Origin of the sequence: Sphingomonas sp. (assembly GCF_041661825.1) — a bacterium.
In the GTDB taxonomy this organism is placed as follows: Bacteria; Pseudomonadota; Alphaproteobacteria; order Sphingomonadales; family Sphingomonadaceae; genus Sphingomonas.
On record NZ_JBAZTU010000012.1, the window covers coordinates 1 to 4521 of the forward strand.

The 4521-nt window shown below is 63.1% G+C and carries 3 protein-coding genes; 2 read left to right on the top strand and 1 reads right to left on the bottom strand.

Annotated features, from left to right (window positions below):
* Nucleotides 1–110 precede the first annotated feature (110 nt).
* On the bottom strand, nt 111–629 hold the full coding sequence (locus tag WC729_RS30125) for a YgcG family protein (protein WP_372858548.1): 519 nt from the start codon (nt 627–629) through the stop codon (nt 111–113).
* Between the two features lie 217 nt (nt 630–846).
* On the opposite strand from WC729_RS30125, the gene WC729_RS30130 reads away from it, so the two are divergent.
* Together WC729_RS30130 and WC729_RS30135 are read left to right on the top strand one after the other, a co-directional pair.
* Complete coding sequence (locus WC729_RS30130) at nt 847–1464, top strand: recombinase family protein (RefSeq protein WP_115381963.1); 618 nt, start codon at nt 847–849, stop codon at nt 1462–1464.
* An 8-nt stretch (nt 1465–1472) separates the two neighbouring features.
* The gene (locus WC729_RS30135) at nt 1473–4478 is read left to right on the top strand and encodes a Tn3 family transposase (protein ID WP_115381961.1); all 3006 of its coding nucleotides are present in this window, start codon (nt 1473–1475) and stop codon (nt 4476–4478) included.
* Nucleotides 4479–4521 lie beyond the last annotated feature (43 nt).

A 4521-nucleotide genomic window follows, 5' to 3' on the forward strand; every position in this document is an offset into this window, starting at 1 on the left:
GGGGGTTGAGTAGCAACGGAACAGAAAACCTACATAAGGCAGCACGCCTCAAGGCCGCGGGCCATTCCGGAAGGGCGCGAAGTGGTGGAAGGCAGACATTCGGCCCGGCGTTAGGATGCATGGCTGATGAGGGCGGTCACCCCAGCACTGATGCCGCTCGGATAGTCGCCGTTCCGGAAGTGCGGGATGATCTCACTATCCATGATCTGCTGGCATAAGGCGTTCGGAAGCGTCCGCTCCAAGCCCAGCCCAACTTCTATCCGCGCCTTGTGTTCTTTTGGCGCAACAAGAAGGATAACTCCGTCGTCCTGCTCGGCTCTTCCAATACCCCAAGTGTTGCCAAGTTCCTTTGTGAACATGGCCACGTCCCGTCCACCAAGCGACTGCACTGTGACTACGACCATCTGGTGACCAGATGCTTCCTCGAACGCCTCCAACCGGGTGGATAGGCTCGCCTCTTGCGCAGGGTTGAGTATGTCGGCATCGTCAGTAACCCACCCTCGAAGCGCAAGTTTCGCGAGCGAGGTGGCGCTCGCTCCTAGTCGGTTGCTAGAAGGTGACTGATTGGTAGCCTGTCCATCCGAGCAGGATGCAGCGGCCGCCAGCATAAGAAGGAAGATGGCCTTCATCCCCACACAGTGAAACTGCTTTCCTAAATCGTCAATGTCTGCAAGTGGGGCGGAAGCGGCCGTCTGGTTTTTCCAATAAACCCCGGTTTGATGCGAAGCGGGCCGGCGGTTACGATCGGACCGCTGGATGACCCTCAATCTCACATCTACCCATCCAGAAACCTATAGCCGGTAAACCCATCCTTCGATAGATTAATGAAAGAAGGAGCGGACGTCGATGCTGATCGGATATATGCGGGTGTCGACAGGCGAGCAAAATCTCGATCTGCAACGCGATGCGCTGGATCGTGCCGGATGCGGCCGGGTGTTCGACGACGTGTGCTCGGGCCGTGCGACCGAACGGGCCGGGCTCGACAAGGCACTCGACATCATGCGTGATGGCGACACCCTCGTAGTCTGGAAGCTCGACCGGATCGGACGGTCGCTACCCCACGTCGTTGGGCTGGTCGGCGATCTGCAGAAGCGCGGGATCGGCCTTAAGGTGCTGACCGGCGATATCGACACGACGACCGTTACGGGCCGGTTGGTGTTCGGTATTTTCGCGACCCTGGCCGAGTTCGAGCGCGATCTGACCCATGAGCGCACAATGGCGGGGCTGGCCGCGGCCAGGGCGCGAGGCCGTGCAGGTGGTCGGCCGCGGGTCATGACGAAGCAGAAGCTGAAGGCCGCGATGGCGCTGATGGCGGATCGCGACAATGCCGCACGCGATGTTGCGGTCCAACTCGGCGTATCAGTGTCGACGCTTTATGCCTATGTCGATGCGAAAGGTCAGCCGCGAGAGCGGGCCAGCGAATTGCTGGGCAAGCGCGGGGTTCAGCCTAAAATAGCAGCATAGGCCGAGCAGTGCCGGTCAGCTTTCTCTCGGACGAGCAGGCCCTGCGCTATGGTCGCTTCGTCGGCGATCCTACATCGGAGCAGTTGGCGCGCCATTTTTATCTCGACGATGCAGACCGGACGTTCATCGGCGCGCACCGCGGCGATCACAACAGGCTCGGCGTAGCGGTACAGCTTGGCTCTTTGCGGCTGCTCGGCACCTTTCTCGAAGATCCGGCACAGACACCGGCGTCGGTCACGCGGTTCGCAGGCAGCCAGTTGGCGATCGACGAGCCGTGCGAACGGATGGCGCAATATTGCGCGACCAAGGGACGATGGCGGCACGGCCCGCGCATCCGCGACCATTATGGCTACCAAGTTTTCTCCGATCCACGCATCGCGTTCCGATTGCATCGTTTCCTGTACGCGCTGTGTTGGACGGGCACCGATCGGCCATCGGCGCTCTTCGATGCAGCGGCGACGTGGCTGATTGAATGCAAGGTGCTGTTGCCAGGGCTGTCCGTCCTCGAGCGCGATATCGCACGAGTCCGCACACGGGTCGCCACGCACGTTCATCGCCGTCTCATCGACAGGCTGACGTCGGAGCAACGCGCCCGGCTCGACACGCTGGTCGCCGTTATTGGCGACGGGCGGCAAAGCCCGCTCGATCGACTGCGTGACGGTCCATACCTGCAAAGCGGCCCCGAGATCAGCCGCGCCGTTGATCGCCTTACCGAAATCCGCACGTTCACAGCGGGCTTGCCCGAACTTGATCGGGTGCCACCCGGCAAGGCGGTCGCATTGGCGCGATTTGCCGGTGCGGCGCGGGCGCAGGCCGTGGCCCGACTCCCCGACGATCGGCGCGCTGCCACCCTCGTCGCGTTCATCCGCACCCTCGAAGCGTCGGCCAGCGACGATGTCATCGACCTGTTCGACGTCGTGTCGACCCGAATGTTTTCCAACGCGCGCATCAACGCCAGGGATGCCCGGATGCGTTCGCTGCGTGATCTCGATGCCGCATCGCTCCGGCTTCGCGATGCCGGCGTTGTGCTGCTCGATGACAGCATCAGCGATGCGCAGGTGCGCGCGGCCGTGTTCGCGCTCGTCGATCGGACAGCGCTGACCGACGCCGTCGCACAGGTGAACCTTCTCGCGCGGCCGAACGACGAGAGCTATTTTGTCGAGTTGCGCCGGCAGGCCGGGACGATGCGCTATCTGCCGAAGATGCTGGCAGCGCTCGATCTTGCAGCCGCGCCCGCAGGACAGCCGCTGCTCGACGCGGTCGACCACTTGCGAAGGGTTCACAGGGGCGAGAAGCGCCGTGGACCGGCACCAACATCGTTCGTCCCCAAGGGGTGGGGGCGCCAGTTGAAGAGTGATGACGGTACATTCGATCTGACCGGATACCGGCTTTGTACGCTCGACCGGCTACGCCGCGCCATTCGCCGTCGCGACGTCTTTCCTGTTCGCTCGCTTCGCTACGCCGACCCGCGCAAAGGCCTGCTGACAGGAGCCGCCTGGGAAGCGGCGCGACCGACGGTATGCCGCACGGTCGGCGTGGCGGTCGCTGGCGACGAGGAGATCGCCAGGCTGTCCGCGCGGCTCGATCTCGCCTACCGCGAGACAGCGGCGCGCGTACCGGACAACGATGCCGTGACCATCACGAAAACGGCGAGCGGCGCCGACCTGTCGATCGCACCGCTCGACAGGATCGACGAGCCACTCAGCCTCACCGATCTCCATAGGGCAATCGACGCGCGCTTGCCGCAGCTGGATCTTCCCGAGCTGATCCTGGAGATGCATGCGCGAACCGGTTTCGCGGCGGCGTTCACGCATGCCAGCGAAGGCAATGCACGCGCCGAGGATATAGCGACGACGATCTGCGCGGTGCTTGTCGCGGAGGCCACCAATACCGGATTCGAACCGCTTGTCCGTCCCGAGGTGTCCGCGCTGCGCCGGTCACGGTTGAGCTGGGTGAAGCAGAACTTCATCCGCGCCGAGACGCTGACCACAGCCAACGCGCTGCTGGTCGCGGCCCATAACAGGATACCACTGGCCCGCGTTTGGGGCAGCGGCGAGGTCGCCTCTGCCGATGGACTGCGTTTCACCGTGCCAGTCCGCACGATCCACGCCGGCCCAAACCCGCGCTATTTCGGGCGCGAACGCGGCATCACCTGGTACAATCTGGTTTCTGATCGCTTTTCCGGGCTGAATGCTCTGACGGTGCCCGGCACGTTGCGCGACAGCCTCTATCTGCTTGCCGTCGTGCTCGACCAGGAAACCGAATTGCGGCCAGGCGAGATCATGACCGACACAGCCGGCTACACCGACACGATCTTCGGCATTTTTCACCTGCTCGGGCTCCAGTTCTCGCCGCGCATCGCCGACATTGGCGGCGCGCGGTTCTGGCGTGTCGATGGCAAGGCCGATTATGGCGTGCTGGATGACCTCGCCGCGAATAGGATCAACACCAGGCTGATTGTCGAACATTGGGATGATCTCCTTCGACTGGCCGGATCGCTCAAACTCGGCGTCGTGCGCGCGACCGATCTCACCCGTGTCCTTCAGACCAATGATCGCCCCACCAGGCTGGCACGTGCCCTTCAGGAGCTTGGCCGCCTCATCAAGTCACTCTACATGCTGCGGTTCATCGACGACGAAACCTACCGGCGCCGGATCCTGGTCCAGCTCAATCGCGGCGAGAGCCGCCACCTGCTTGCCCGCACCATATTCCACGGCAAGCGCGGTGAACTTCGCCAGCGCTACCGCGAAGGGCAGGAGGATCAGCTCGGCGCGCTCGGGCTCGTCGTCAACCTGGTCGTGCTCTGGAACACGATCTACATCGACGCGGCGGTCAGCCAGCTACGCGCCGAAGGCCATGTGATCCTGGACGAGGACGTCGCCCGCCTCTCGCCGCTTGGTTCCAGGCACATCAACATGCTCGGGCGCTATGCCTTCACCATTCCCGACATCGTGGCGCGCGGCGAGTTGAGGCCGCTACGCGATCCTGGTGCCACAGGTATCGACGATGCTTGAAGCCCCTTATGTAGGTTTTCTGTTCCGTTGCTACTCAAACCCC